The sequence below is a fragment of the Anaerococcus sp. Marseille-Q7828 genome, from assembly GCF_949769285.1.
Lineage (GTDB): Bacteria > Bacillota > Clostridia > Tissierellales > Peptoniphilaceae > Anaerococcus.
This window is the reverse complement of the sequence record NZ_OX458331.1, coordinates 770,439-796,843: the sequence shown is the minus strand read 5'-3', so window position 1 is coordinate 796,843 and position 26,405 is coordinate 770,439. Positions and strand designations below refer to the sequence as shown.

Below are 26,405 nucleotides of genomic sequence, written 5' to 3'. Positions count from 1 at the left end.
TTATTACTCCTATTTGTAATTTCTTAATATTCATAAGCAAGAGGAGCAGAAGACTGCTCCATATAGCTTATTTCAAATTTTTAAGGGCAAGTTTCAAATCTTCGATATTCTTTTTTAGTTCTTCATCGCTAACATCTGTTTTTCTAAGAAGTCTTTTTGCTGATGAAAGTCTAAGTTTTAAGTTTGTCACGCTCTGCCTACTATAGCCTGATTTTTTAAGCTCAGATTCTGCAGTTTCAACCAACGCTTCTAGTTCTTTTCTTAAATCACTTGGCTTTTTCTCAAGCTTGTCAAAGGCTTCTATTAAGTCTTTTGATATCTTATCAACATCTTCTTGGCTTACTTCGCTATCTTCAGCGATTTCTTTAGCCTTTGCTAAGACTTCTTCAAAAATCTTGTAGGATTCTTCCATGTATTGATTCTTATCAAGTTGATTATATTTTTCTAAAAGAGCTTTTAAGCTATCTTTGTTTGCCTTGATTTTTCTATCTTTTAAAGCTTTTTCTAGATTATCATAAGCCTTATCAACTTCTTCTTGGCTAACATTCTCATTAGATAGGACTTCATAAGCATTATTTAGGGCTTCTTCTAAAGCTTTTGCAGAAGATAGAGTCAAGGTGTTTCTATCGATAGAATTGGCCTCTTCATATAGCAAGTTTAATTTTTCCTTGTCCACTTCTTGAAGAATTTCCTTCTCTTCTAGGTTTTTATGAGCTTCTATTAATTTTTCGTATATGCTATCAACCTCTTCTTGGCTGGCATCTTCATTTTCTATAAGTTCCTTAGCCTTAGCAAGGATCTCTGTAAGAGCATTCATAGATTCCTCGCTATACTTATCTAAGCTAATTTCACCATTTGCTAGTGATTTATTTAGACTATCATAAAGTTTTATTAATTGATCTTTGTTAGCTTTTCTTTGTAAATTTTTCAATCCTTCATTTATATTTCTTAATGCAAGGTCTACTTCAACTTGGCTAGGATTTTCTTTTGCCAAAACTAATCTAGCTTCTTCAACCATATTATTAAGTTCATTGTAAGATGTTGACGTATAGTCTTCTTTTCCATATGTGAGCTCTTCATTTGCTATATCATAAGCTTTTTTAAGTTCACTAATATCAACAAGACCCTCTATAGCTTCTTCTAAGTTAGCTAACAATGTCTTTACAAGCTCATCTGTCAATGATACTGATTTTATTTGGTATTCACTTTCATTGATTGCTTCTTGTAGGCGTTGGTAGCTAGTTAGTGAGTAATTTTCACTGCTATATTTTTTAGCTTCTCCAATTTTGGCTATAAGTTCACTTGTATCGATTAGATTATCCTTACGAGCTATAACTTTTACTCTAACAACTTTTTCTCCATAGTTGCCATCTGTATCTGTGACATAGTATTTAACTTTGTATTCTCCAGGCTTTGATGTATCTATGGTTTTTGGATTTGAACTCACTTTGCTTGTTAGGTCATTGCCCTTATAATCTTTTGCACTTACTTGGTATAGCAAGTTTAATTTTTCGCCAAGATAAGCAGTTCTATCACTTGCTCTTATAATAGGCGACTTGTCAGGAGATTCTTGACTAGGATCTTCTTTTTTGACTTTAACTGTGATTTTTGTCTTATTGTCAGCTATATCACTCACAGTATATTCATAAGTTACTTCTTTTTCTTCACCTAGTTTTATAACATCATTTACTGATGCATTTGTTTCTTTAAGGGCAAAACCACTGGCTTCTGTAACTCCACTTGTATAAAGTTGTGTTTGACCTTTGTGTAGGACTACTTCTGGTCCATTATCTTTGACTACAAGGTTTAAGTTAACTTCATTATTTGTAGTTGTTATGCTTACAGTTTTATTGCCCTCATCATCAGTGCTTTCTTCTGTAAGCTCTGATGTTACTACAGATATTTCTGGTTTTGTTTTATCAACCCAGAATCTTCTAGTTAGTCCAAACTTGCGGTCATTTTTGTTATCGTAAGCTATGACTGGTATATCATAATATCCTTCTTCTAGGTCTAGGGATATTTCCACTGTGAATGTTTTTCCGTAGTGAACTTGTTCTTTTGTCTTTGGATGAATTACTTTTTGATATTCATTTACTTTAAATGGCAATTCTACACCATTAAATGTGACCTTATCTAGATTATCCCAACCAAACATTGTTATGTTAAATGGTACAGCTGAATTGTATCCATTTACAAGGCCTGGTGAATTGATAAACATGGTTAATTTGTCAGAAGGTTGGTCAATTCCGTCAGCTTCTTTGATTGTTAGAACTGTTTCTTCAGATTTTTGTCCATCTTTTACTGCATAGATATATACCTTATCGCCAATTTTTAGACCGTGTTCACTAAAGTTTATATCATATAGGGCAAATCTTCCATTGGCTTGAGATATAACTTTTGCAATTTCTTCTCTTTGGCTATTTTTGCCATCTTTTTCAAATACAACATCAGTAAATGGTAAAAATGCATCACCTTTTATTTCTGTTTGTTCAGCTAATAGCTCATTGCCGTCAACCAATGGTGCTTTCATCTTACCAGCAAGGACCTTAGCTGGATCTGATGTTAGATTTAGACCATCACGTGTAGCAGTTATGCTAATTTCATCTGACATTTTCACATCATTTTCTAAATCAATTTTGAATAATCCATCATCATCAGATTTACTTTCGCCGATTACTTTTCCATTTTGATAAGCTTTGATAGTCATATTTGCTTCATAAGCAAAACCTGTTATCTCTTTAGTAGTATCTCCACTAATAATAGGATTAATAATTGGCGGTAGAGGTTTTGATTTGTCTTCTCCTACTGGAAGAACGTATTTGATTTGACTACCTCCACTTACTAGAGCAAATACTTCATTAGCTTTATATTTCTTAGCAAGTTTACCGTCTATTATGCCATCCTTATCATCATCTTCAAATGACTCTAAGTTAAACCAATCTAGGGTAGGATTATCAGCTCCACCTTTGATTGGAACCAAAAATACATTGGCACCTGGCTTTACGTTTAGTCTTAGTATTCTGGTATTTTCATTAAAAGAATAAATACTTGTATCATCAGTAGGCCTTGGATCGGCTTGAATTTCATCTCTGATTACTGCTCCAGTAACAAGGTTATATGCCTTATCTATTAGTTGAACATTAATTATGTTATTTTCATAACCTTCATCTGGGATGGTAATTGTGTATTTGTATAGACCCTTTTCTTTATCAACCAAATCTCTAATAGTATTTAATTCATCAGAGCCTTGCCATAATTTAGTCTGTGGTTTTTCTGATTTCAGAGTTGCTGGATTTGATAGGATAACAGCATCTACACCAGAGATAGTATCATAGGCCTCAAAGGTAATCTGTCTTTTTTCTTTGTCATAAGCTAATCTTAGGTCGGCACCATTTATATCTTTATAGTATGGATCACTTGAACTAGCTACAGTTCTTCTAGATTTGAATTCTCCATTGATATCTTTTACTTGTGGGAAAGTATCATCTGTAGAAACTTCAAATCTTATCACTTGTGGCTTAGAATTAGGCATATAGTATGCCTTGGCTGTATAGTAAACACTTTTGCCTGCTTCTAGTGGCTTGCCAGAAATAGTGCCATCCCAGATTCCTTCTTCAAAGAATGTGTATGGTGCTTGTCCTGTAGCCATATTTGTAATTTTTCTGCCAGCTTCCGTTTGACCAAGGTTTTCTAAGACATTGCCATCTTTATCTTCGATAGTGTATTCTATCCTATCGAAATTACGTAATGGAGTTGTTCTTAAAACTAATCCTGAATTTCCATAACCCTTAACTTTTGTATTAACATAGCTTGGTGTATGATTTGTAGCTGGATATGTTATTTTGCCATCTTCTACATAACATAGATGGGTCGATGTAAACATTGGGTCGTTTGATTTATCATTGTCGTATAGATTTGTTATAGGTTCATCTAGGACATTTAACTCTTCGTAGTCTCCATAAAATCCTAAATATGGAACAGATAAATTAGCTTTTTTATCCTTTGAATCAAGGAAAACAAATCCTTCAACAAAGTTTTGTTCTTTAAGCTCACCACTTGCAATGGCTTCACTTAAATCAATTGTGACCCTAACTTCTTTTTTGCATAATTTCGGTACGATTACATCGCCACCACCAGAAACTTTGATTCCTTCGATATTTCTTGTTGTCTCAAGCAAGTATTCATATCCTTCAAATTCTTCTGTAGCATCTGTGAGTGCATTGGCGTGGATGTTAAAACGTCTATTTTGTTTTGATTTATTAAAGATTGTAAGATTAATTGTAATCTTATTATCTTTGAAACTGCCAACTTCTGCTTTAGCTTCACCAGATGATTTTTCAATTACATAAGTATCTGTGGAAGTTGCAGCATTTATATCCATAAGTCCTGATCCTTGTTGGCGAACTGCATAGTATTCACCATTAGGATTTTTAATAGGTTTTGATGTATTTAGTAGAAGAATTTTAGCAAGTCTTCCACGTTCCTCTTTGCTTATATTGCCAAAAAGGCTAGAATCATTTTTTATTCTTTGACCCACTAGAGCAAGTGCTCCTGCAACATGTGGTGTTGCCATTGATGTACCAGACATATTTACATAGGAATCATCGTTATCTGTTGAATATATGTCTCCACCTGGAGCTGATATTTCTGGTTTGATTCCTAGTTCTGGTGTTGGTCCAATAGATGAAAAGTCGGATATAAATCCTGCTTGTGGATGATTGAATGCTTTTACTTCATCTGGGAAAGTTAAACTAATACTAGCTAAGTTTTCAATAATCTTTAGACCGTCTGGGCGAGTAATCTGCAAAAATGGAATTTTTGCAATATCTCCACCTGCCATATTCATCAAAGTATCATCAGGTCTCTTGTTATTATAAATTATTACTGCTTTAGCTCCTCTTTCTTGAGCATTAGCAATAGTATCTGTAAATGTATTACCACGTTCGATTAGTAGAATCTTATCTTTGACATCTTTACCTTCAAATGAAGCGGCATCCCCAGGAGCCTTGGATTTATCACCCTTGTTTTCGGAATTCATCACCAAGATATCAGATACTTTGTAAGTTCCTGTAAGAACTTCCCATGGATTTGGGGCTTCATGAGCTGGTGAAATTTGAATTTCTCCCTCTTCATTATTAGTTTTATATTTTATAAATCTTCCTTGGATATGAGTGTTGTTTACAGAAGCTACTGAAATATCTCCTTGGTAAAGTGATGGAGAACCAACAACTGCTGTATCTACATTTTTGGCAAATGGATATGGAACTCCAGTTGTCAACGAATCTGCAAAATTAGCTAAACCGTCAATTATTGAGTGTTCATTACCAGCAGCAATTGCCACCTGCACTCCTGCATCACGAGCTTTAGTTATTGCCACATCCTCTAACGATCCATAAATATAGTTGCCAGCAGGTGAACCTAGTGACATATTTATTGAATCAGCGCGAAGTTTTACTGAATCATCTATAGCTTTTACATACACATCAGAGAAAGTGGTAGAATAAAGTGGATCATCTGAGAAAACTTTCATACCAAGAAGTTGTGCCTCTGGAGCTATACCTTTGATTTGTCCGTTTGCTCCTATAGTACCAGCAACGTGTTGACCGTGGTTACTTGTTTCAGACTTAATCTTATCAGTCTTGTCATAATAGTTGTAAGCATAAGGGAATTTATCTGTATAATATTTTCCCGGTAAATTATTTATCTTTGATATGAGTTCCACATCTGCCTTTTTAAGAGCTGTTTTGTTAGCATCTGTGATTTTAAAGTCTTTGTGGTTAATATCAAAACCAGAATCAAGAACAGCCACTACCATGCCTTGACCCTTGTAACCTAAATTCCAAGTAGTGTCGGCACCAACTTGTACACCTGATGAAGTCATATTTGGAAGGTCTTTTGGTCTATTGTATTCATTTACAATATAAACATTCTTGACTTCTTTAAGACTTTCTAGTTTTTCTAAATCTTTGCTATCTATATAAGTAGAAAAACCATTAATTACCGTAGTATATGAATAATCTGACTTCTTATTATCATCACCTGTATCATATGTTTTGATATCAGCTGAAAGAATCTTTTCTTTCAGCAGATCTTGCTCAGCTAAGATTCTTTTTTCATAAGTATTAATCTGTGATGTTGAAAGTTCTTTAACAGTTTTGCCCATAGCATTTGCCATATTAGCTATAGGCTCTTTGTTTAGTTCAATTACTACCCTTAGTTTCCCATTTGGGGAATGTTCTTTAGACGTGCCGTTATTATTATTAGAATAATTCTTAAGTGCACTTTCTAAACTAGTGACTTCCTTCGAGCTTAAATCATTATTAGATAATTCATTAGAAGAATGTGCCGCAAAGGCAGGCATAATATTAGATAAAATCATAACCATGCTAAGTAACAATGATAAAGCTCTTTGTTTGTGATTTTTCATTATAAATTCTCCTTTCCTACAATATGTTATGATTATAAAACAAATTTCATATTATTGCAACTAAATAGTACGCTAAAGCTTAAGATTAGAAGCATTATAATTTTTATATGCTTTTAATTAGGTATATTTATATATTAGATGAAATTAACCATAAATAAATTATTCCTTTAAACATAGCTAATAATCTAAATGTTGTTTGATATTGTAGTAAAGTTAACTAGATACTTTTGCAATATATTGCATATATAAAATTAAATGCATAAAATTTTGCAAATAAAAAAGCACCTTTGATTTACAAAGATGCTAGCTCTCTACTTTAAAATTGGCATTTTAGATTTGACATATTTTGACGCACAATTTCTTGGCATATAAGGCCGAGTTTGCGGTCTTATATGTAACAGAGATTTAATATTTTATTTTCAATAGATTATTAAACTAACTCTAAAATAGCCATTTCAGAGCCGTCACCTCTTCTTGGTCCTAGTTTAAGTACTCTTGTATATCCACCATTTCTTTCGGCATATTCTGGTGCGATTTCATCAAATAGTTTTTGTACTGTTGATGGTTTATATATATAGCTTGCTGCTTGACGTCTGGTGTGAAGAGTGTTTGTTTTGCCAAGTGTGATCATTTTTTCAGCTACTTTTTGTGTTTCTTTTGCACGTGTAACTGTTGTTTCAATTCTACCATTATCAAATAATGATGTCACTTGATTTCTTAGCATTGCGTTTCTGTGGTCACTTCTTCTGCCAAGTTTTCTTTTATTTGCCATTCTTACCTCCTATTCATCTTTTAGTGTAAGGCCCATGTCATGAACCTTATTTTTTACTTCTTCTAAAGATTTTTTACCAAAGTTTTTGATAGTTTTTAATTCTGCTTCAGATTTATCAACTATGTCACCTACTGTATCAAAGCCTGCTCTTTTGAGGCAGTTAAATGAACGTAAGGATAGGTCTAATTCTTCTATAGTTTTATTTAGGTTGCTATCGCTCACTTCTTCTTCAGTGATTTCTTCTTCTACTTCTTCACTTTGGTCTTCTTCTACAAAAGAAGCGTTTGGTAATTCTTTAAAGTAGTTAAAGTCATCTATTAGGATACCTGCTCCTTCTGCAAGGGCTTCTTGTGGAGTGATTGTTCCATTGGTCCAAACTTCGATTATAAGTTTGTCATAGTCTGTGATTTCTCCAACTCTGGTATTTTCTACATAATAGTTTACTTTTTCTACTGGTGTAAATGAAGAGTCGATTGCAATTGTTCCAATTGGATCTGATTCAGATTTGTTAAATTCTGATACTCTATATCCCTTACCGTTTGTAACTTCTAGTGAAATGAATAGTCTAGCTTTGTCATTTACTGTTGCTATATAATGGTCTGGGTTTGCGATTTCAATTGAAGCATCTTTGCTGATATCTTTAGCTGTTACAATCTTTGGTCCTTCGATTTCTAAAAATAATGTTACATCTTCATCAGAATGTTTTTTTACATCAAGACCCTTGATATTTAATATTATTTCAGGAACGTCTTCTACTACTCCATCGATAACTGAAAATTCATGAAGTACGCCTTCTATGAGTATTTTAGAGACGCTAGAACCAGGTAAGGATGATAATAACACCCTTCTCATACTGTTTCCAATGGTTGTACCATAGCCTCGTTCAAGTGGATATAAAGCAAATTTTCCGTAGTTATCTTCTTCGTTTATATCCAGAATTTCTATTTTTGTATCTAATTTTTCGATCATGGTATCTCCTTGAGTCTCAACTATTTTTATTTATTATTTAGAGTAGAACTCTACGATCATACGTTCTTCAACTGGAATATCAATATCTTCTCTTTCTGGGAATCTATTGATTGTAACTTTTAAGTTTTCTAAGTCAGAAGTCATCCAATCAACTACACCAAATGTAGCATTTACTTCTTTGATTGTTTTAAATAAAGTATTGCTTCTAGATTTTTCACGAACTTCTATTACATCGCCTACTTCTACTAAGTATGATGGGATGTCTACTTGTTTGCCATTTACTAGTAAGTGGCCGTGTGTTACGATTTGTCTTGCTTCACGTCTTGTTCTTGCAAGTCCTGATCTAAATGCTATATTATCTAATCTTCTTTCGCAAAGGATTATTAGTTGTTCACCTGTTTGTCCTTTGATTTTTGTAGCTTTATCGTAATATCCTCTAAATTGTTTTTCAGATACACCATAGATAAATTTAGCTTTTTGTTTTTCTCTTTGTTGCATACCGTAATCAGAAAGTTTGCCACGTCTTTGTGGTAATTGTCTTTTTGACTCGCCTGTATAACCTAAGTATGCTGGAGAAATTCCTAAAGCTCTTGCTCTTTTATATACTGGATCTTTTGATACTGCCATTATTTCTCCTTATTAAACTCTTCTTCTTTTTGGTGGTCTACATCCATTGTGTGGGATTGGAGTTACGTCTTTGATCATTGTAACTTCAAGGCCAGCTGCTTGTAAGCTTCTGATTGCTGATTCACGTCCAGAACCTGGTCCTTTAACGTACACTTCAACAGTTTTTAATCCTTGATCAATTGCTTTTTTTGCAGCTACTTCTGCAGCTTCTTGTGCAGCAAATGGTGTAGATTTTCTGCTTCCTCTAAATCCTAATTGTCCAGCTGAAGCCCAAGATAATGCATTACCTTGCATATCTGTTAGTGTTACCATTGTGTTGTTAAATGTTGAGTTAATGTGAGCTTGGCCACGTTCAACGTGTTTTTTAACTCTTCTTTTACGAGATGTTTTTGCTTTAGTTGCCATTTATTCTCCTTAACCCTTTCTGTTTTTTCTTGTTCTAGCGTTGTTTTTTGTGTTTTGTCCTCTTACTGGAAGACCTGCTTTGTGTCTTAATCCTCTGTATGAACCAACTTCACGTAATGCTCTTATGTTCATTGATGTCTCACGACGTAGGTCACCTTCGATTGTGTAGTGGTTTAGTTGTTCACGGATTTTACCTAATTCTTCTTCAGTAAGATCTTTCATTTTAGTATCAGGGTTGATTCCTGTGTTTTTTAGTATTTCGTTTGCAGTTGCACGTCCTATACCATAGATATAGGTAAGGCCAATTTCTGCTCTTTTTTCTCTTGGTAAGTCTATACCAGCTAATCTAGGCATTAAACCCTCCTAACCTTGTCTTTGTTTGTGTTTTGGATTTTCGCAAATTATCATAACTTTGCCGTTTCTTTTGATAATTTTGCATTTATCACACATTTTTTTAACTGATGCTCTAACTTTCATGTTATGCTCCTATCTGTTAAACTTATGCTTTATAGAATAGTCATAATCTTAGTTTGTAATCTTTCAGATTTTACACCCAAGATGATATCCTCTCGCAAAAGCTTCGCTTCTACTCGCTTAGTTCTCTGGATTCGCTCGATGCTTTGCATCTTCGCTTATCTCAGAGATGTAAAATCTTTCAGATTTTACACCCAAGATGATGGGACTATTTACGTCTCCAAGTAATGCGTCCTTGGCTTAAGTCGTATGGAGATAGTTCTACTGTTACTTTATCTCCTTCTAGTATTCTTATGCTGTTCATGCGGAGTTTGCCTGATATGTGGGCTTGTATTTCGTGTCCATTGTCTAGTTCTACTTTAAATATTGCATTTGGTAGAGCTTCTGTGACAACTCCTGTAACTTCTATAGCATCTTTTTTTGACATATATAGAACCTCCTTTAATTCTTCAACATGTCTTAAAAAATTTTACTTTTGCCTTAACTTAATAAGACATATCTTAGAAACTAATTAAAGATTCTAATGTAACTTTTGTTTTTACCATAAGTTAGTTAATTTCCCCTAACTTATCTTCGAATTCTTTGTATACAAGATCTGGTTTTTTGGTGCCATCAATACTCTTTAATATACCTTTATTTGTGTAATATTCAATGAGTACAGAGGTTTGTTTGTTGTATACATCGATTCTATTTTTAACAGTTTCAATTGTATCATCTGCTCTTTGGATTAACTTAGTTCCACATTTGTCGCAAACATCTTCTATTTTTGGTGGATTGTTTGTGATATGGTAGGTTGCTCCACATTTTGGGCAAGTTCTTCTTCCTGTTAGTCTTTGGATTAAGATTTCATCGTCTACATCAAAGTAGATTACCATATCTATCTTTTGATTTCTTTCTTCCATTCCATCATCCAAAGCTTTTGCTTGGCTTATGGTTCTTGGAAATCCATCAAATAGTATTATTGAGTCCTTGTGATCTTCACCAAGGCTATCGAATTTGTCCCACAATAAATCTATTGTTAGTTCATCTGGGACCAATTCTCCCTTATCCATGTAAGCTTTTGCTTTTAAACCAAGTTCAGTTTCATTTGAAATATTATATCTAAATATGTCTCCAGTTGATATTTGAACTGCTTGTTTGTTTTCAATGATTTTGCTTGAAAGTGTACCTTTACCAGCTCCTGGAGGCCCTAACAAAATTATATTCATCTTTTACCTATTTAAAAACCCTTTATATTGCTTCATAGTCATCATTGCTTCAAGTTGTTTGATTGTTTCGATTATTACACCTACTACGATTATTACTGATGATCCACCAAATGATATTGATAGTCCTAGTAATTTTGAAGCTATTGCTGGAATTATTGTTAGTAGGGCTAGTGCAATCGAACCAATGAATGTGATTCTTGTTGCAACTTTTCCTAAGTAGTCACTGGTTGGTTTACCAGGTCTAATTCCAGGTACGAAACCACCGTTTTGTTGAAGTTGTTTTGCATATTCTACAGTGTTAAATTGAATTTGATTGTAGAAGTAAGCAAATATTAATATTAGTGCAGATTGGATTACTAAGTATAGTATAAATCCAACTGTTGTATTTTGGAAGAAATTTGTTATTCCAGATTGACCACCATTTCCAAAGAATAAGGAAACAGTTGATGGTATTGCTAGTACTGCTGATGCAAATACTATTGGCATTACTCCGCCCATGTTTACTTTTACTGGGATGTGAGTAGATTGGCCACCATACATCTTACGTCCAACAACTCTTTTGGCGTATTGGACTGGAATCTTTCTTTCACCTTCTGATATTAATACTACGCTCATTACTATTAAGATTACTAGAATAACCATGATTACTATTGGTAAGTAACCTACTAGTCCATAGTGAACTTGGTCTTTCCAACGAGCGATAGTTTTTGGAAATGAAGCTATAATACCCATAAAGATTATTAAACTTGTACCATTTCCAAGTCCTTTTTCGGTAATTGTTTCACCCATCCATGTTACAAACATTGTGCCACCGATTAGGACAACATTCATAACAATCTTTTGAAATGCTGTTGCATTTGATAAGGCAGATCCATATAGACCATTAGTTACTGCTATTGCTTGGAATATAGCCAAGACAATTGTCATATATCTGGTATATTTTTGGATTTGCTTACGGCCTTGTTCTCCCTCACGTGTCAATTCTTCTAGTCTTGGTATTACAACTGTTAATAGCTGCATTACGATAGATGAAGTGATGTAAGGTTGTACACCTAGGGCAAAGATTGATAGGGTTGATAGGCCCCCACCTGTTAGCATGTTAAGATAATCAACTAATGTTCCTTCTACATTTGAATATGCATCACGAAGGGCTTGTGGATCTATAAATGGTATTGGAATATTGTTTCCAAGTCTATAGATTACAAGCATTAGGATTGTAAACCAAAACTTTTTCTTAATTTCTGGCTCTTTAGATGCTTTTTTTATTGTTTCTAGCATTGCTCACCTCGCAGATTATTCACTAACTTTATCGTTCTTAGATGGTTTTACCCATTTTTTAACTTCTATTTCTTCGAATGATCCGCCTGCTTGCTCAATTTTTTCTTTTGCACTTGCTGTAAACTTGTGAGCCTTAACGTTTAGTCTAACATTTAGCTCACCATCGCCAAGGATTTTAACTCCGTCTTTAGCTTTGTTTTTGTTTAATATTTTGTTTTCGAATAATAATTCTGGTGTTACGTCAGTACCATCTTCAAAGATGTTTAGGCTTTCAACATTGATGACTTCATATTGTTTTTTGTTGATGTTCCTAAATCCTCTTTTTGGAAGACGTCTGTATAGTGGCATTTGTCCACCTTCAAAACCTGGTCTTGTTCCTCCACCAGATCTTGAGTTTTGTCCATCTTGTCCACGTCCTGCGCGTGTACCATTACCTGAACCTGGACCTCTACCTTTTCTCTTTTTCTTTTTTAGTGGTTGGTTAGGTTGTAATTCATGTAATTTCATCTTACACTCCTAGTTTAATTCTTTTACTTCAAGCATAAATGGAATTTTGTTAATCATTCCTCTTACTGCTGGATTATCTTCTCTTACAACGCTTTGGCCGATCTTTCTAAGACCTAAGGCTTTAGCTGTTGCAATTTGATCATCTTTTCTGCCGATAAAAGATTTTTTAAGTTTGATTTCTAATTGTGCCATAGTCTTCTCCTTAATAATCGAATTCTTCTACCGGAATACCACGAAGTTTAGCTACATCTTCAACAGTCTTCATCTTAGCAAATGCGTCTAGACAAGCATTGATGATGTTTCTTGGGTTGTTTGATCCTAAGTTTTTAGCACGGATATCTTTGTAACCAGCAAGTTCGCATATAGCACGTACTGGACCACCTGCGATAACTCCAGTACCTTCTTTAGCTGGCATTAGTAATACATGTCCTGCGCCTTTTACTCCTTCGATTCTGTGAGGAGTTGTTGTTCCTACTAGTGGAACTCTTATCATGTGTTTTTTAGCATCTTCGCTTGCTTTTCTGATTGCTTCTGGTACTTCAGTAGCCTTACCTGTTCCTACTCCAACTACACCGTTAGAGTCTCCAACAACTACTAATGCAGCAAATCTCATGTTACGTCCACCTTTTACAGTTTTAGCAACTCTGTTGATTGATACTACTCTATCTTCGAGGTTTAGTTTTTCTACTTCACTTCTTAATAAATAATTCATCTAATAGCTCCTTAAAACTTAAGACCAGCACTACGAGCGCCTTCAGCTAAAGCTTTAACTTTACCGTGGTATAGGTTACCATTTCTGTCAAAGGCTACTTCGCTAATTCCTGCTTCAATAGCTTTTTTACCAATAGCTTCGCCTACTTTTGTTGCAGCTTCGATGTTAGATTTGCTTTCTAATCCGTCTGCTACATCTTCTTGTAAAGTATTAGCACTTACTAGTGTAACGCCGTTTACATCGTCAATTATTTGTGCATAGATGTTGGCATTTGATTTATATACTGATAGTCTTGGTCTTTCAGGAGTTCCGCTGATTTTTGCTCTAACTCTTTTTTTACGAGTTAAAAGTCTTTGTCTTTTATTATCTTTAGCCATTTATTATCTCCTACTTACCTGTCTTACCAACTTTACGTCTTACATGCTCGTTTTCATATCTGATACCCTTACCCTTGTATGGTTCAGGTTTTCTCCATTTTCTGATGTTTGCAGCATGTGAGCCTACTAATTGTTTATCTACACCTTTTACAACAATTGTTCTATCGTTTGGTACTTCTACTTCGATTCCTTCTGGATCAGCCATTGTTACTTGGTGAGAGAAACCTAGGTTCATTACAAGGTTGTTGCCTTGTTTTGCTGCCCTGTATCCTGTACCTTCGATTTGTAAAGTCTTGCTATAACCTTCAGTAACACCTGTTACCATGTTAGCAATTAGTGATCTAAATAAACCGTGGTCTATGTTTTGTTGTTTTGTATATTCTTCTGGAATATTTACAAGTATTTGATTGTCACTTTCAACAACTTCGATTGTTGTTGGGAATTTTTGAGCTAGTTTTCCTTTTGGTCCTTCAACTCTAATTTCTTGACCATCAATATCAACTGTTACTCCAGATGGTATATCGATTGGTTGTTTACCTATTCTTGACATATATTTCTCCTTACCATACGTAACAAATAACTTCGCCGCCTACATTTTCGTATCTAGCTGCTTTGTCAGTTAAAAGTCCTTTTGATGTTGAAATAATTGCTGTTCCAAGACCGTTTAATACCTTTGGTACTTCGTTTGCTTTTACATAAACACGAAGACCTGGTTTACTGATTCTTCTAAGTCCTGAGATTACTTTTTCACCGTTTTCTGTATATTTTAAATCTATTGTAAGAATTCCTTGTTTATTGTCTTCTTCTACGTTAAATCCGTTTATGAAGCCTTCATCAAGAAGAATTTGTGCAATAGCTTTCTTTTCATTAGAAGATGGTAAGCTAACTTGTTTATGATTAGCTTTGACTGCATTTCTAATTCTTGTTAGCATATCCGCAATTGGATCTGTCATCATAATATTTATCCTCCCTAATTACCAGCTTGATTTTCTTACTCCAGGAATCTTGCCTTCGTTTGCTAGTTCTCTAAAGCAAATACGGCAAATTCCATATTTTCTTAAATAACCATGTGGTCTACCACAAATTTTACATCTGTTATATTCTTGAGTTGAAAATTTATGTGGTCTTTTTTGTTTAGCTATCATTGACTTTTTAGCCATTTAGCGCTCCTTTATTTTGTAAATGGCATTCCCATTAGTTCTAAGAATGCTTTAGCTTCTTCATCTGTTTTAGCTGTAGTAACAATTGTAATATCCATACCGTGGATGAAATCAACATCATCGTATTTGATTTCTGGGAATATTAATTGTTCTTTGATTCCTAGTGAATAGTTTCCACGACCATCAAATGAGTTTGGATTGATACCTCTAAAGTCACGTACACGTGGTAGTGAGATTGAGATTAGCTTGTCTAGGAAATCATACATTTTTTCACGTCTTAGTGTTACTTTTGCTCCTATAGCTTGACCTTCTCTAAGTTTGAAGTTAGCTACTGATTTTTTAGCATGAGCTTCAATTGGTTGTTGACCAGTAATTAAAGCAAGTTCGTTTTTAACAGAATTTAGTAGGTTTTGGTTGTCTTTTGCTTCACCAACACCAACGTTTACTACTATTTTTTCTATTTTTGGAACTTCCATTACATTTTTGTAGTCAAATTTTTCAATTAATGCTTTTACTACTTCATTTTCGTATTTTTCTTTTAATCTGTTTGCCATAATATCTCCTAACTAGTCAAATTTCTCGTTTGTTTTATGGTTTACTCTGATTTTTTTACCATCTTCAAACACTTTGCTAGTTCTAACACCTTTTTTAAGTTCTTCTGAATAAAGTAGAACTTTTGAAGCATCAATTGGGCATTCTTTTTCGATTCTTCCACTTTCGCCACCAAGTTGAGTTGCTCTTTGGTGTTTGATTCTAATGTTAGCACCTTCGACTATTACTTTATTTTCTTTTGGGAAAGCTTTAAGTATTTCTCCAACATGACCCTTATCTTGGCCTGATATTATTTGAACTTTATCGCCTTTTTTAACGTGCATTTGTGCCTCCTATAAAACTTCTGGAGCAAGGGAGATGATTCTCATAAATCCCTCTCTTCTTAGTTCTCTGGTAACTGGTCCAAATATACGTGTTCCTACTGGTGATTTGTCATCTTTGATGATTACTGCTGCATTTTCGTCAAAGTTAATTTTTGATCCGTCAATTCTTTTTAGACCTCTTTTGCTTCTAACTATTACAGCTTTAACAATGTCACCTTTTTTTACCGCTCCGCCGGGTGTTGCACTTTTAACTGAACAAACTACAACATCTCCAATGTTAGCGTATCTTATACCTGTTCCACCTAGAACTTTAATTACTGATAATTCACGAGCTCCGGAGTTATCTGCAACTCTCATACGAGTTTCTTGTTGTATCATTATAATCTCCTTAATTAATTAAATAATTTCAGCAGCTTGTGCAATTCTAACAAGTCTCCATCTTTTTGTCTTTGATAGAGGACGAGTCTCCATAATTACGACTGTATCGCCTACTTTAGCTTCATTATTTTCATCATGAGCTTTGTATTTTTTACTTCTATTGATTCTTTTTTTGTAAACTGGGTGTGAGATTTTGTCCTCTACTAAAACTGTAATTGTTTTATCCATCGCATCGGAAACTACAACACCACGCTCTACTCTTCTACTATTTCTTTCCATGAAATTTAAGCCTCCCTATTTATATTAAGCTTTCTTTCAGTTTGAATTGTTTTAACTCTTGCGATGTCTTTTTTGACATTTCCAATTTCTGATGGATTTTCTAATTGGCCAGTTGCAAGTCTGAAACGAAGATTAAAAAGCTCACCTTGTAAATCATATAATTTTTTATCTAAATCTTGGTCTGATAAACTTCTGATTTCTTTTGCTTTCATTATTATTCCTCCGTACCTGTCACTTCAAGTCTCTTGATGAATTTTGTCTTAACAGGAAGTTTTTGTGCAGCAAGCCTCATAGCTTCTCTAGCAACCTCTTCGCTTACACCACTCATCTCAAATAGTACACGGCCTGGTTTTATAACTGCTACCCAATATTCTGGAGCACCTTTACCAGAACCCATTCTTACTTCTGCAGGTTTCTTAGAAACTGGTTTATCTGGGAATACATTGATCCAGATTTGACCGCCTCTTTTTATATATCTTGTCATCGCACGACGAGCAGCCTCGATTTGGTTAGCTGTCATCCAAGTAGCTTCTAGTGATTGTAAGCCGTATTCACCGTAAGCTAGTTGGTTTCCTTTTTGAGCTTTACCTTTCATTCTGCCTCTATGTTGTCTACGATATTTAACTCTTTTAGGCATTAACATAAGTTATCTCTCCTTATATAAATACTATCTGTTAGTATTTTCCTTGTTGTTTCTATTAGGACGTCTGTTATTATTTCTTCTTTTTTTGTTTCTGTTGTTTGGTTGATTTTTCATCTTTGGTTCACGAACAGCTTTTTCTCCTGGTAGGATTTCGCCTTTGTAAATCCAAACTTTACAACCAATTTTACCATATTCTGTATCTGCTTCTGCAAATCCATAATCAATGTCAGCTCTTAGTGTTTGAAGTGGAATTGTTCCTTCTGAATATCCTTCACTTCTAGCCATATCAGCTCCACCAAGACGTCCTGATACCATAGTTTTGATACCCTTAGCTCCCGCTCTCATTGTTCTTTGGATTGGTTGTTTCATAGCACGTCTAAATGCAACCCTGTTTTCAAGAGCAGATGCTATATTTTCTGCAACTAATTGAGCATTTAGGTCTTGATATCTGATTTCTTCTACGTTGATGATTGTTCTTTTACCTGGAGCAACTTTTTCGATTTTTTTCTTTAGTTCTTCGATTCCTGCTCCACCTTTACCTATAACCATTCCTGGTTTTCCAGCAAAGATTGTGATTTTAAGGTTATTTACAGCTCTTTCGATTTCGATATCTGCAATACCTGCATCATACATTTCTTTTTTGATTAATTTTCTGATGTTATAGTCTTCCACTAGTAGGTCTGAGAAGTCTTCTTTGTCCGCAAACCATTTTGAATCCCAGTCTTTAATAACACCAACTCTAAATCCCTTAGGGTTTACTTTTTGGCCCATTTTTTCCTCCTAGTCTTCTATATTAGTAAGAACCACACCAATGTGGCTGTTTCTCTTAAGTATTGGATAAGCTGCACCTTTAGCTTTTGGATGCCATCTTCTAAATGTTGGAGCATCGTTAGCAAATGCTTTTGATACTATTAGGTTTTCTCTATCTAAACCATTGTTGTTTTCAGCATTTGCAATAGCACTTTTTAGTACATCTTCAAGTAGTCTAGCGCCTTTTTTGTTTGTAAATCTTAGAATGTTTAGTGCTTCGTCTACTTGCTTACCTCTGATTTCTTTACAAATATAGTTAACTTTTAGAGGAGATATTCTTTGATATTTAGCTGTTGCTTTAACTTCCATTTCTATCTCCTAACGCATTTTCGCTTTTGCTTCAGTAGCTTTTTTAGCATGGCCTCTAAATGTTCTTGTTGGTACGAATTCACCTAATTTGTGTCCTACCATATCTTCTGTGATATAGATTGGCACGTGTTTTCTACCATCGTGAACTGCTATTGTGTGTTCTACAAATTCAGGGAATATTGTAGAACGTCTTGACCATGTTCTAATAACTTTTTTCTCATTTTTTTCATTTAATTCGTCAATTTTCTTCATTAAATGATCATCGACAAATGGTCCTTTTTTTAGTGATCTAGCCATTATATCCCCCTATTTTTCGTCTCTTCTTCTTACGATATATTGATTAGAAGCTTTTTTCTTATTACGTGTTTTAACACCGATAGCTTTTTGGCCCCATGGTGTCATTGGTGCTGGACGACCAACTGGTGTTCTACCTTCACCACCACCGTGTGGGTGATCTACTGGGTTCATTGCAGAACCACGAACGTGAGGTCTTCTTCCTAGGTATCTAGATTTACCAGCTTTACCAAGTCTTACTAATTCGTGTTCTTGGTTACCTACTGTACCAATTGTTGCCTTGCAGTTTAAGTGAATAAGTCTTGTTTCACCTGAAGGTAATCTTAGTGTTGCAAATTTACCTTCTTTAGCCATAAGTTGTGCTCCAACTCCGGCAGACCTTACAAGGATTCCGCCTTGACCTTGGCGTAATTCGATGTTGTGTACTGTTGTACCAACTGGGATATCTTTAAGTTCAAGTGCATTACCTGGTTTGATATCAGCTTCAGCTCCTGAAAGTACTTCATCTCCAACTTTAAGTCCTCTTGGAGCTAGGATATATCTTTTTTCACCATCAGCATAAGCAAGGAGTGCAATATTTGCAGATCTGTTTGGATCGTATTCAATTGTCTTTACTCTTGCTGGAATGCCATCTTTATTTCTCTTAAAGTCAATAATTCTATATTTTCTTTTTACTCCACCACCTCTAAATCTTACTGTGGTTCTACCTGTATTGTTTCTACCACCTTTAGATTTAAGGTCAGTTAGAAGTGATTTTTCTGGTTTGTTTGTAGTAATTTCTTCGAATGTAGAAACAGACATATTTCTATGGCCGTTTGAGGTTGGTTTTAATTTTCTTATAGGCATTTAAATCCTCCTTATAAACCTTCGAAGTATTCGATTTCTTGGCTATCATCTGTTAGTGTTACGATAGCTTTCTTCCAGTCTGCTCTTTTACCATAACCATATTTTGTTCTACCTTTTTTGCCTTCATAGTTCATGGTTCTAACTTTTTTGACTTTTACACCGTCAAATATAGCTTCGATAGCAGCTTTAATTTCTGGTTTGTTAGCATTTTTATCTACTTCAAAAGTGTATTTGTTTTCATCAAGCATTCCCATGCTTTTTTCTGTTATAATTGGTCTTTTGATTACTTCATAAGGTGATTTCATTAGATAAATACCTCCTCAAGTTTAGCAATAGCATCTTTTGTTATTACTAACTTGTTATGTCTTACAAGGTCATATACATTCACTAAGTTTGCAGGAGCTACATCTACGCCTTCGATATTTCTAAATGATCTATAAACTACATTGTCATTTTCAGCTGTAACAACATATGCTTTCTTACCAGCATCTATTGCATTTAGGATGTTTGCTGCTTCTTTAGTTTTAAATGTATCCATCTTTAATTCATCTAGTACTACTAGTTCATTTTCGTTAGCTTTGCTTGTTAGTACTGAATAAAGTGCTTTACGTCTAAGTTTCTTTGGAACGCTGTAGCTATAATCTCTTGGCTTTGGAGCGAACACAACACCACCACCTGTGTAGTGTGGAGCTCTTATAGAACCTTGACGAGCTCTACCTGTTCCCTTTTGTCTAAATGGTTTACGTCCACCACCACGTACTTCAGCACGTGTCTTAGCAGATTGTGTACCTTGTCTTTTATTTGCTAGTTGGTTTTTTACAACTTCGTAAACAGCTTGCTTGCTGATATTAGTTGCAAATAGAGTTTCGTTTAACTCGATTTCGCCAACATTTTCTCCTTTAATGTTTAAAACGTTAACTTTAGGCATTACTGTCCTCCTTAGTTTTGGCCTTTGACAGCTTGTTTAACTTCTACTACGCCGCCTTTAGGTCCTGGAACCGCACCTTTAACTAGGATGTATGAGTCGTCAGCACTAACCTTAACCACTTTTAGGTTTTGGATTGTTACGCGTTCATTTCCCATTTTTCCTGAACCTTTTCTACCCTTGAATACTCTAGCTGGATCTGAACCTGCTGCACGAGCACCGGCAACTCTGTGTGATTTAGAACCGTGAGATACCGGACCTCTACCATAGTTCCATCTTTTAATAGCACCTTGAGTTCCTTTACCCTTGCTTGTTGCAACAACGTCTACGATTTCGCCTTCTTCAAAGATATCAACACTTAGTGTGTCACCTGCTTTAAGTTCAACTGCTTCATTTCCGAAGTTGATTTCTTTAAGGTGTCTTTTGTAAGGTGCACCTGCTTTGTCAAAATGAGCTTTTTGTGGCTTTTTAACATTTTTTTCTTTTTTGTCTATGTAGCCGATTTGAGCTGCGTTGTAACCGTCGATTTCTTCTGTTTTAACTTGTACAACTACATTTTCTTCAGCTTTTAGAACAGTAACTGGAGTAATAACTCCATCTTCGTCGATGACTTGAGTCATGCCTACTTTTGTTGTAAATATACTCTTCATTCGAGTACCTCCTTAATTACAGCGGATTGAATATCCAATCATTCTAATTACAGTTATTATAACTTAATCTCGATATCAACACCTGCAGGTAAGTTTAATTTCTTAAGTGCATCAAGTGTTTTAGCATTTGGATTGATTATATCGATTAATCTTTTGTGTGTTCTTTGTTCAAACTGTTCTCTAGAGTCTTTGTATTTGTGAACCGCTCTTAAGATTGTAATCTTTTCTACTTCTGTTGGAAGTGGGATTGGTCCAGATACTTCTGCTCCGCTTCTTTTAACCGCTTCTACGATTTTCTCTGCTGAGCTATCGATAACTTCGTGATCGTAAGCTCTTAGTCTAATTCTGATCTTTTGTTGATTAGCCATTTTTCCTCTCTCTTTCTTTGCCACGCTTCCGGGCGTTTGATATTTTTTTGGAAAGCGCTTGAAATATATTTTCAAACTTGCTGGTCAAGAGTTCCCTTAGCTTGCGGCCTACAAACCAAGCAACATCTTGCTTCAAAGCACCATATAATAATACAACAAAAAACTTATAAAATCAAGCCTTAATTGGTATATTTTACATAATTTTAGAAATATTTATGATAATATCTAAAAATAAACGCTAACGCTTAATAATTAGCCTTTTGCCGGTTGCTTTTAAATATACTAGGGAATTCTTACTTGTCAAGGGAAAAATTAATGTTAAAATCTTATTAGCTTATATTATAATAAAGGAAAGAAAATAAGGAGTTTATATGAATTTTTTAGAACAATTTGCAATATTAATCGCAGCCCTCTTTGCCGGCAGCGTCTTAAAAGCAATATTACCCCTACCAATACCAGAAACAATTTATGGCATGATCATACTTTTTGTCTTGTTTTTGACCAAGATCCTAAAAACAACCGATGTCAAAAGAGCCTCAGAAACCATACTTGAAAATATGAGTTTTCTCTTTGTCCCAGCTGGCGTAGGTATCATAGAAAATTTTGACTTATTTAGGCAAAATTTCTTTGCTATGTTTGTTATCACTCTTATAACTGCTAGCATTGCCATGGTAGTTAGTATGAAGCTTGTATCAATTGTACAAAAAGGAAAATAAGATGTTTGCTAATTCGTATTTTGGAATAATATTATCATTTGTAGTCTTTGAGGCTAGCAAAAAAGTAAACAAGAAGATTAATAATGTGATTTTGAAAGCTATCTTTAACCCACTACTCCTATCCATAGTTACCATCTCCGCCATTCTATCATTGGCTGGCATATCCTATGCAGATTACAATATGGGAGGATCAATCATATCCTTTTTCATAGGACCTGCAACAGTAGCCCTAGTAGTTAGTCTTTATGAAAATATCGATATATTAAGAGAAAATTTCAAGGCAATAATGATTGGAATCATAGGTGGAAGTTTCATATCTATGTTTCTTACGGTTATACTTGCTAAAATTTTTGGAGTAGAATTTGTAATGACTGTAACCCTCTTGCCAAAGTCTGTAACAACAGCCATAGCCATAGGTTTATCTGAGGAATACGGTGGCATAGTAGCCCTAAGCGCTATAGCAGTTATAATTCGTGGAATTGTAGGCATCATAATAGCACCAATAATTATCAAAGTCTTCAAAATCACAGATCCAGTCGCCCAAGGAGTTGGCATAGGCACTGTAGCCCACGCCCTAGGAACAACCAAAGCCCGCGATATGGGAGAAGTCCAAGGCGCCATGAGCGGCCTATCAATAGCTGTAGCAGGCATTGTAACAGTAATCCTAATGCCTCTAATGGTCTTTATCACAAACATAATAAGCTAAAAACCTGCAAGAAAGGAGTCCTTGCAGGCTTTTTATTAGTCTAATACTATATTGTTGTAGGTTTTTTCTGTTAGCTTGAAAGTCACTAAGTAAAAAACTATATAAGCTACAAATACCCAAATTAAGCACATTAAGTAGAGATTTTGATTATTTAAACTCAACATTTGTAAAAATTTAGTTATGATAGGAATAGCAAAAAGTGAATGGGCGAAAGCAAATATTAGTGGCAAGAAAAATACCAAGCCCATTTGCTTTGATATAGATTTTTTTGCTTCCTTATCAGTCATACCAAGCTGTCTCATAGTTTTAAACCTTGCCTTATCTTCTAATCCCTCTGAAAGTTGCTTGTAGTAAATTGCAAGAACTGTCGATACCAAAAATCCTAGGCCTAGGATTATCCCCACAAAGAATATTCCAGCATAAACTGCTAGAAGATCATTTCTTTCAACTTGGCTATCTTGCAAAGAAAACCAATCATTATCCATATTATCTTTTAGTTCATCCCATATTTTATCTCTTAAATTCGGATCATAATTTCCATCTACATCAAAGTTCACATTATTTACAGTCTCATAGCCACCACCATACCAGTCAGGTGTAAAACTACGTACAACTTTTTCAAAGATTTTAGCATCCTTAAAGATAAGCTGGTCTTTGTCATTGATTGATAAATCAGCTATGGATATAGGAGTAGGATATTTTTCTGCCAATTCTTTTTTTATCTTTAGATCCATGCCCTCTATTTTTTCTATTTGTCTTTTGTCATTACTTTGTAAAAAGATAACATCATTGTCTTTAAAGTCATAAGCAGAATGGTGATCTAGGACAAAATATACCACATCAATCTGGCTGCCATCTTGAGATTGGTCATCTGTAATTTTCTTTTTTATGCTTGTTCCATCCCTATCGACTGGAAGTACTGCACTCTCGTAGGTCCAAATATGTCCGGTTTTATTATTATCTTTTAAAACCTTGACTACTTCATCCCTAAACAAATCAATGTCATTGGTATTTGGAAATGACAATTTATAGTCAGTTGCAAACATTTGTTCTTGGACTTCACTTGTTGCAAAGTAAAGGGAGAAGCCAGATGTTAAGACAATAATTACCATGGTAGATAGTATAGCAATGCTGGCAAGGGTTTTGGCACTATTTCTTACCCTATAGATAAGGCCTGAAACTGCTGTAAAATTAGATTTTTTATAATAAAAGTTCTTCTTTTGTTGGAGAAGCTTCAGTACACCTGATACTATAACTGAAAATGCTGCATAGGTTCCTACAATTACTAGCACTACAGCAAGGAAAAATAGTTTGAAAGCATCCATAGGATTTTGTGTTGTAAGGCTTATAAAATATCCTGCCCCTATACACAAAATTCCAAAGATACCTGTAGCTATCGGATATTTCGGAGTTTTTTGCCCAGATTTTGCTTGGTATCTAAAAGACATAGGGCTAAAGTTTCTACTTTTAAATATTTGCCTAGCTAGTAATAAGGCAAATATTAGAAAAAATATAAGGGCTGTGAGTAGGAGGGGTTGGATTGTAGGAAATATCCCAGTTTCTAAAACATTCATATCTATCTCTAGCATTTGCAAAAACCCAGCAAAGACTAGTTTATATATAAGAGCTGAAATTATAGTTCCGATAATTATAGACTTTATATATAAGTTGATTAGCTCGTAAATATAGATTTTTACCAAATGCTTTTTTTCCATACCCAGGGTCAAGTACAGGGCAGATTCTTCAGCCTTGTTTTTCTGAATGAAATTGTAATTGGTCAAAATTGTTAATAGTGCAAATATCAACAATATTACAGAACCCAAATTCATAAGAGTTCTTATGGTTGTTTGTCCAAAAAAGTTTCTTGTCAATGGATCCGCACTTATTGATAGGCATATATTTATTAATACTATAAAAAATAGTGTTGTGCCTACAAATGGTATATAAAGTTTTTTATGTCTTTTTATCCCATCTATTGCTAGTCTGTGATATAGGGAATTCATCTTATATCACCTCTTTGGAGCATTTGCATGGTGTCAGATATCTTCTGGCTCATCTCATAGTCAGTAAATCCAGAGTTATAAAGTTCGTGGAAAATCTTTCCGTCTTTGATAAACAAAACTCTCCTTGCTCCTGAGGCCGCTTGGATGGAGTGGGTTACCATTATTACAGTTTGACCATTTTCATTTAATTCTTTGAAAACTTCCATCAATTCCCTAGAAGAGTTAGAGTCCAAAGCACCTGTTGGCTCGTCAGCTAGGAGCAATTTAGGATTGGTAATGAGAGCCCTTGCCACAGCACAGCGTTGCTTTTGGCCACCAGAAACTTCATAAGGATATTTATTTAATAGTTGGTCTATCCTTAGGGGTTTGACTACGCTCATTAGCTTCTCATCAAAAGTTTTGGGATCATCTTCTGCAAGTATTAGAGGCAAGAGGATATTTTCCTTTAAGGTTAGGGTGTCCAAAAGATTGAAATCTTGGAAAACAAAACCTAGGTGGTCACGTCTAAACTTTGATATTTCTGCATCCGCTATGGAAGAAAGATCCTTACCCTCTAATATTATTTTTCCCTTGCTTGGCTTATCCAAGAGAGCTAATAGGTTAAGCAAGGTAGTCTTGCCGGAACCGGATTCTCCCATGATTGCAATATATTCTCCCTCTTCTACCGAAAAGTTCACATTGTTAAGGGCGTGAACTTGGTTTGTAGATAATCTTGACTTATATATTTTTTCTAAATTTGATACTTTTAATAACATATTTTCACTTTCCTTTCTTATCTTTTCTCTATATTACAACAGAAAAAAGAAAAAATCCTTGCATTAAAATAACACTTATAGGCTTAATGTGACAATATGTTAGTTTAGGGCATTTTTTAGATCAAATATGACTTTCGTTCCCTGGCCAAGCTTTGATTCTATAGATACATCTATAGACAAATTTTCACAAGCACTTTTTACCAAACTTAGGCCGATACCTGTAGATTTCTTGTAAATTCTGCCATTGTAACCGGTATATGACTTGTCAAAAACCCTAGGCAGGTCTTCCTCTCTGATTCCTATGCCCGTATCTTCTATGATGAGTTTCAGACCCTCCATATAAAAAGAAATTGTCCCAGCTTGGGTGTACTTGTTTGAATTTGATAAAATCTGATCTAAGATAAAGGCAAACCATTTTTTATCCGTTGTAAGCATAAGACCTGTTGGCTTAAAGTCTACCTTGTTTTTCTTTCTTATGAAGACTTTAGAATATTTTTTGATAGATGAACTTATAAGCTCATCAAGTGAGGCTTCCTCAAAGACAAAGTCTGTAGAAAGGGACTCAAGGCGGGTGTAGGATAGGAGAGTTTCTATATATTCTTCTATAGCAAAAAGCTCAGCTTTGGCCGCATGATCATCTATGGGGTGGTCATTTAGTATCAAGTCCAGAGAAAAAAGTGGAGTTTTGATTTGATGGGCCCACATGCTTACATAGTCCTTGAAAAGTCTCATCTTATCTTCAAAAGAATTTTCCATGTCCTTATTTTTCTCATAGATAGTCATGATGTTGTTATAAATTTTGCTTTCTTTTATTAAAAAATTTGGTTTAGATGAAAAGTCATTGGTCCACATAGTTATTTCCTTATAGGCTTTCCTAAATTTTATATAAGAAATTACAAGACTTAACACAAAGAAAAACGTTGCTAATATCA

At 34.7% G+C, this 26,405-nt stretch carries 36 protein-coding genes; 2 read left to right on the top strand and 34 right to left on the bottom strand.

All coding sequences use genetic code 11. From position 1 onward, the window contains the following. Nucleotides 1-67 precede the first annotated feature (67 nt). The 31 genes from QNH69_RS03890 to rpsJ form a co-directional block, all read right to left on the bottom strand. Nucleotides 68-6,427 (bottom strand): S8 family serine peptidase, encoded by a 6,360-nt coding sequence (locus QNH69_RS03890; RefSeq protein WP_282929286.1) that lies wholly within the window; start codon nucleotides 6,425-6,427, stop codon nucleotides 68-70. 430 nt (nucleotides 6,428-6,857) lie between these two features. Continuing rightward, a complete protein-coding gene (gene rplQ, locus QNH69_RS03885) occupies nucleotides 6,858-7,199 on the bottom strand; it encodes a 50S ribosomal protein L17 (RefSeq protein ID WP_044565324.1) in 342 nt (113 codons plus the stop codon). 9 nt (nucleotides 7,200-7,208) lie between these two features. After that, a complete protein-coding gene (locus QNH69_RS03880) occupies nucleotides 7,209-8,168 on the bottom strand; it encodes a DNA-directed RNA polymerase subunit alpha (RefSeq protein ID WP_282929285.1) in 960 nt (319 codons plus the stop codon). 33 nt (nucleotides 8,169-8,201) lie between these two features. After that, nucleotides 8,202-8,795: a 30S ribosomal protein S4 gene (gene rpsD, locus QNH69_RS03875; protein WP_044565322.1), complete on the bottom strand. Its 594-nt coding sequence runs from the start codon at nucleotides 8,793-8,795 to the stop codon at nucleotides 8,202-8,204. Nucleotides 8,796-8,807: 12 nt separating this feature from the next. Beyond that, on the bottom strand, nucleotides 8,808-9,200 hold the full coding sequence (gene rpsK / locus QNH69_RS03870) for a 30S ribosomal protein S11 (protein WP_282929284.1): 393 nt from the start codon (nucleotides 9,198-9,200) through the stop codon (nucleotides 8,808-8,810). Nucleotides 9,201-9,209: 9 nt separating this feature from the next. Further along, nucleotides 9,210-9,554, bottom strand: coding sequence for a 30S ribosomal protein S13 (rpsM, locus tag QNH69_RS03865; protein WP_044565319.1), 345 nt, complete (start codon nucleotides 9,552-9,554; stop codon nucleotides 9,210-9,212). A gap of 9 nt (nucleotides 9,555-9,563) precedes the next feature. Further along, nucleotides 9,564-9,677, bottom strand: coding sequence for a 50S ribosomal protein L36 (rpmJ, locus tag QNH69_RS03860; RefSeq protein WP_282929283.1), 114 nt, complete (start codon nucleotides 9,675-9,677; stop codon nucleotides 9,564-9,566). Nucleotides 9,678-9,882: 205 nt separating this feature from the next. Beyond that, nucleotides 9,883-10,101, bottom strand: coding sequence for a translation initiation factor IF-1 (gene infA / locus QNH69_RS03855; RefSeq protein ID WP_282929282.1), 219 nt, complete (start codon nucleotides 10,099-10,101; stop codon nucleotides 9,883-9,885). 121 nt (nucleotides 10,102-10,222) lie between these two features. Further along, a complete protein-coding gene (locus QNH69_RS03850) occupies nucleotides 10,223-10,882 on the bottom strand; it encodes an adenylate kinase (protein ID WP_282929281.1) in 660 nt (219 codons plus the stop codon). 3 nt (nucleotides 10,883-10,885) lie between these two features. After that, the gene (secY, locus tag QNH69_RS03845; protein WP_282929280.1) at nucleotides 10,886-12,160 is read right to left on the bottom strand and encodes a preprotein translocase subunit SecY; all 1,275 of its coding nucleotides are present in this window, start codon (nucleotides 12,158-12,160) and stop codon (nucleotides 10,886-10,888) included. Between the two features lie 15 nt (nucleotides 12,161-12,175). Further along, nucleotides 12,176-12,667 (bottom strand): 50S ribosomal protein L15, encoded by a 492-nt coding sequence (rplO, locus tag QNH69_RS03840; protein ID WP_282929279.1) that lies wholly within the window; start codon nucleotides 12,665-12,667, stop codon nucleotides 12,176-12,178. 9 nt (nucleotides 12,668-12,676) lie between these two features. After that, complete coding sequence (rpmD, locus tag QNH69_RS03835) at nucleotides 12,677-12,859, bottom strand: 50S ribosomal protein L30 (RefSeq protein ID WP_044565311.1); 183 nt, start codon at nucleotides 12,857-12,859, stop codon at nucleotides 12,677-12,679. A gap of 10 nt (nucleotides 12,860-12,869) precedes the next feature. Next, nucleotides 12,870-13,379: a 30S ribosomal protein S5 gene (gene rpsE / locus QNH69_RS03830; RefSeq protein WP_044565310.1), complete on the bottom strand. Its 510-nt coding sequence runs from the start codon at nucleotides 13,377-13,379 to the stop codon at nucleotides 12,870-12,872. Nucleotides 13,380-13,390: 11 nt separating this feature from the next. Next, entirely contained in the window at nucleotides 13,391-13,756 is a 366-nt protein-coding gene (rplR, locus tag QNH69_RS03825; protein ID WP_282929278.1) for a 50S ribosomal protein L18, read from the bottom strand. Nucleotides 13,757-13,766: 10 nt separating this feature from the next. Continuing rightward, entirely contained in the window at nucleotides 13,767-14,306 is a 540-nt protein-coding gene (gene rplF, locus QNH69_RS03820) for a 50S ribosomal protein L6 (RefSeq protein ID WP_044565307.1), read from the bottom strand. 10 nt (nucleotides 14,307-14,316) lie between these two features. Next, entirely contained in the window at nucleotides 14,317-14,712 is a 396-nt protein-coding gene (gene rpsH / locus QNH69_RS03815) for a 30S ribosomal protein S8 (RefSeq protein WP_282929277.1), read from the bottom strand. A gap of 18 nt (nucleotides 14,713-14,730) precedes the next feature. Continuing rightward, nucleotides 14,731-14,916: a type Z 30S ribosomal protein S14 gene (locus QNH69_RS03810; RefSeq protein ID WP_073998432.1), complete on the bottom strand. Its 186-nt coding sequence runs from the start codon at nucleotides 14,914-14,916 to the stop codon at nucleotides 14,731-14,733. Between the two features lie 11 nt (nucleotides 14,917-14,927). Continuing rightward, nucleotides 14,928-15,470 (bottom strand): 50S ribosomal protein L5, encoded by a 543-nt coding sequence (gene rplE / locus QNH69_RS03805; protein WP_044565304.1) that lies wholly within the window; start codon nucleotides 15,468-15,470, stop codon nucleotides 14,928-14,930. Between the two features lie 12 nt (nucleotides 15,471-15,482). Further along, nucleotides 15,483-15,791, bottom strand: coding sequence for a 50S ribosomal protein L24 (gene rplX, locus QNH69_RS03800; RefSeq protein WP_044565303.1), 309 nt, complete (start codon nucleotides 15,789-15,791; stop codon nucleotides 15,483-15,485). 9 nt (nucleotides 15,792-15,800) lie between these two features. After that, nucleotides 15,801-16,169, bottom strand: coding sequence for a 50S ribosomal protein L14 (rplN, locus tag QNH69_RS03795; RefSeq protein ID WP_044565301.1), 369 nt, complete (start codon nucleotides 16,167-16,169; stop codon nucleotides 15,801-15,803). 18 nt (nucleotides 16,170-16,187) lie between these two features. Beyond that, nucleotides 16,188-16,448: a 30S ribosomal protein S17 gene (gene rpsQ, locus QNH69_RS03790; protein WP_282929276.1), complete on the bottom strand. Its 261-nt coding sequence runs from the start codon at nucleotides 16,446-16,448 to the stop codon at nucleotides 16,188-16,190. A 5-nt stretch (nucleotides 16,449-16,453) separates the two neighbouring features. Then, nucleotides 16,454-16,660 carry a 50S ribosomal protein L29 gene (gene rpmC, locus QNH69_RS03785; RefSeq protein WP_044565298.1) on the bottom strand — a complete coding sequence of 69 codons (207 nt, stop codon included), beginning with the start codon at nucleotides 16,658-16,660 and terminating at the stop codon, nucleotides 16,454-16,456. A 2-nt stretch (nucleotides 16,661-16,662) separates the two neighbouring features. Continuing rightward, nucleotides 16,663-17,091 carry a 50S ribosomal protein L16 gene (gene rplP / locus QNH69_RS03780; protein ID WP_044565297.1) on the bottom strand — a complete coding sequence of 143 codons (429 nt, stop codon included), beginning with the start codon at nucleotides 17,089-17,091 and terminating at the stop codon, nucleotides 16,663-16,665. Between the two features lie 24 nt (nucleotides 17,092-17,115). Continuing rightward, nucleotides 17,116-17,862, bottom strand: a complete 747-nt coding sequence (gene rpsC, locus QNH69_RS03775; protein WP_282929275.1) for a 30S ribosomal protein S3 — start codon at nucleotides 17,860-17,862, stop codon at nucleotides 17,116-17,118. Between the two features lie 9 nt (nucleotides 17,863-17,871). Further along, entirely contained in the window at nucleotides 17,872-18,210 is a 339-nt protein-coding gene (gene rplV / locus QNH69_RS03770) for a 50S ribosomal protein L22 (RefSeq protein ID WP_044565295.1), read from the bottom strand. 9 nt (nucleotides 18,211-18,219) lie between these two features. Continuing rightward, nucleotides 18,220-18,507, bottom strand: a complete 288-nt coding sequence (gene rpsS / locus QNH69_RS03765; protein WP_044565294.1) for a 30S ribosomal protein S19 — start codon at nucleotides 18,505-18,507, stop codon at nucleotides 18,220-18,222. Between the two features lie 9 nt (nucleotides 18,508-18,516). Further along, complete coding sequence (gene rplB, locus QNH69_RS03760; protein ID WP_282929274.1) at nucleotides 18,517-19,350, bottom strand: 50S ribosomal protein L2; 834 nt, start codon at nucleotides 19,348-19,350, stop codon at nucleotides 18,517-18,519. A gap of 11 nt (nucleotides 19,351-19,361) precedes the next feature. Then, nucleotides 19,362-19,655, bottom strand: a complete 294-nt coding sequence (gene rplW, locus QNH69_RS03755) for a 50S ribosomal protein L23 (RefSeq protein ID WP_282929273.1) — start codon at nucleotides 19,653-19,655, stop codon at nucleotides 19,362-19,364. Further along, entirely contained in the window at nucleotides 19,655-20,278 is a 624-nt protein-coding gene (gene rplD / locus QNH69_RS03750; protein WP_282929272.1) for a 50S ribosomal protein L4, read from the bottom strand. Before rplD ends, rplW begins: the two co-directional genes overlap by 1 nt. 11 nt (nucleotides 20,279-20,289) lie before the next feature. Then, nucleotides 20,290-20,925 (bottom strand): 50S ribosomal protein L3, encoded by a 636-nt coding sequence (gene rplC / locus QNH69_RS03745; RefSeq protein WP_044565290.1) that lies wholly within the window; start codon nucleotides 20,923-20,925, stop codon nucleotides 20,290-20,292. Between the two features lie 56 nt (nucleotides 20,926-20,981). Further along, entirely contained in the window at nucleotides 20,982-21,293 is a 312-nt protein-coding gene (gene rpsJ / locus QNH69_RS03740) for a 30S ribosomal protein S10 (protein ID WP_044565289.1), read from the bottom strand. A 371-nt stretch (nucleotides 21,294-21,664) separates the two neighbouring features. Between rpsJ and QNH69_RS03735 the strand changes: the two genes are divergently transcribed. Both QNH69_RS03735 and QNH69_RS03730 read left to right on the top strand, forming a co-directional pair. Beyond that, nucleotides 21,665-22,009 carry a CidA/LrgA family protein gene (locus QNH69_RS03735; RefSeq protein ID WP_282929271.1) on the top strand — a complete coding sequence of 115 codons (345 nt, stop codon included), beginning with the start codon at nucleotides 21,665-21,667 and terminating at the stop codon, nucleotides 22,007-22,009. A gap of 1 nt (nucleotide 22,010) precedes the next feature. Continuing rightward, nucleotides 22,011-22,715 (top strand): LrgB family protein, encoded by a 705-nt coding sequence (locus QNH69_RS03730; protein WP_282929270.1) that lies wholly within the window; start codon nucleotides 22,011-22,013, stop codon nucleotides 22,713-22,715. Between the two features lie 35 nt (nucleotides 22,716-22,750). Here QNH69_RS03730 and QNH69_RS03725 read toward each other — a convergent pair whose 3' ends face one another. The 3 genes from QNH69_RS03725 to QNH69_RS03715 form a co-directional block, all read right to left on the bottom strand. Continuing rightward, nucleotides 22,751-24,718, bottom strand: coding sequence for an FtsX-like permease family protein (locus QNH69_RS03725; protein WP_282929269.1), 1,968 nt, complete (start codon nucleotides 24,716-24,718; stop codon nucleotides 22,751-22,753). After that, complete coding sequence (locus QNH69_RS03720; protein WP_282929268.1) at nucleotides 24,715-25,473, bottom strand: ABC transporter ATP-binding protein; 759 nt, start codon at nucleotides 25,471-25,473, stop codon at nucleotides 24,715-24,717. Before QNH69_RS03720 ends, QNH69_RS03725 begins: the two co-directional genes overlap by 4 nt. Nucleotides 25,474-25,572: 99 nt before the next feature. Continuing rightward, nucleotides 25,573-26,325 carry a sensor histidine kinase gene (locus QNH69_RS03715; protein WP_282929267.1) on the bottom strand — a complete coding sequence of 251 codons (753 nt, stop codon included), beginning with the start codon at nucleotides 26,323-26,325 and terminating at the stop codon, nucleotides 25,573-25,575. Nucleotides 26,326-26,405: the final 80 nt, after the last annotated feature.